Below are 1,020 nucleotides of genomic sequence, written 5' to 3'. Positions count from 1 at the left end.
GGGTGGTGGGGGTCGAGTCGGTGGAGGGTGCAGACCAGGTCGGAAGTCCAGCCGGCCGGGTGGTGTTGGTGGACCTCCCGGATGGGGTGGATCAGGCCGGTCGTCTCGTCGAGGAGGCGCGCTCCGGGTGCGACACCGGGGGTGTCGGGGGGGAGGAGCGCGATGGTGTCCCGCACGGTGCGGGGGGTGCCGGTGACCGGGTCGTCGGTACGGCGGTTGGTTTCAACGATTTCGGCCGGGACTCCGACGGCGGCCGGTTCCTCACCGCCGGCGGCGCCGGTGAACGGATCCACCGCGGCGGCGGTGAGGACGGTGACGACGGTGTTGGCCTGCACCCGGGGTCAGCCCTTCGACTCATCGGGCTTTGTGCGGCGGGTGCTCTGGCGGGGGGTGCGGGGAGCCGGCGGCTTCGCCTGCTCGTCCTTCTCGCCGGCGGTGCCGCCCTCGGTGGTCTTGTCTTCGCCGGCGCGGCGGGCGAGCTCGGCCTGGACGCGGGCCTCGACGAGGGCGTCGAGGTCAGGGCCGTGGTGCCCGCCGGCAGCAGGGACCAGGCCGTCGGTGCGCTGCCACTTCGCGGACCGGTCCAGGGAGCCGACGATGCGGGCCTGCTTGGCCTGGAGCTTCTTCGTGGTCTTCTCGTCACCGCCCTCCAGCTCGTGGGGGGCGGTGACGGACACGACGCGGTCGGTCGGGCGTCCGCCGCGGTGCAGGCGGTAGGTGATCGGCATCAGAGGTCTCCGAATGAGCTGAGGTGGATGCTGTCGTCGATGTGGAGGAGGCGTTCGGGCATGTAGCCCTCCGCGTCGATGTGGCCGATGTGGTCGGCGCCGACGGCGTCGCGGATGATCTGCTGCTCCTCCTCCGTCGCGTAGGGGCTCGCGCCCCCCTCGGGGACTTTCCAGCGGAACGCTGAGTCGGTGCCCTGCTCGGCCAGGCGGTGGGGGTTCTCGAAGGCGCGGCGCCACATCTCCCACAGCACCGGGGTGATGGCGGGGGGGACGGTGGTGGCGGTGTCGAGGT

At 72.5% G+C, this 1,020-nt stretch carries 3 protein-coding genes; all 3 read right to left on the bottom strand.

Translation table 11 applies throughout. The features are described from left to right. The coding region (locus FOE67_RS26830) for a hypothetical protein (protein ID WP_182667412.1) at positions 1–335 on the bottom strand (335 nt) is incomplete at its 3' end. A 6-nt stretch (positions 336–341) separates the two neighbouring features. Beyond that, the gene (locus tag FOE67_RS26825) at positions 342–728 is read right to left on the bottom strand and encodes a hypothetical protein (protein WP_182667411.1); all 387 of its coding nucleotides are present in this window, start codon (positions 726–728) and stop codon (positions 342–344) included. Then, positions 728–1,020 (bottom strand): hypothetical protein (locus tag FOE67_RS26820; protein WP_182667410.1); only part of this gene is annotated, 293 nt, incomplete at its 5' end. The genes FOE67_RS26820 and FOE67_RS26825, both read right to left, overlap by 1 nt.

Origin of the sequence: Streptomyces calidiresistens (genome assembly GCF_014141525.1) — a bacterium.
In the GTDB taxonomy this organism is placed as follows: Bacteria; Actinomycetota; Actinomycetes; order Streptomycetales; family Streptomycetaceae; genus Streptomyces; species Streptomyces calidiresistens.
Note: the sequence above shows the minus strand (reverse complement) of the source record. Positions and strands in the feature narration are given on the sequence as shown.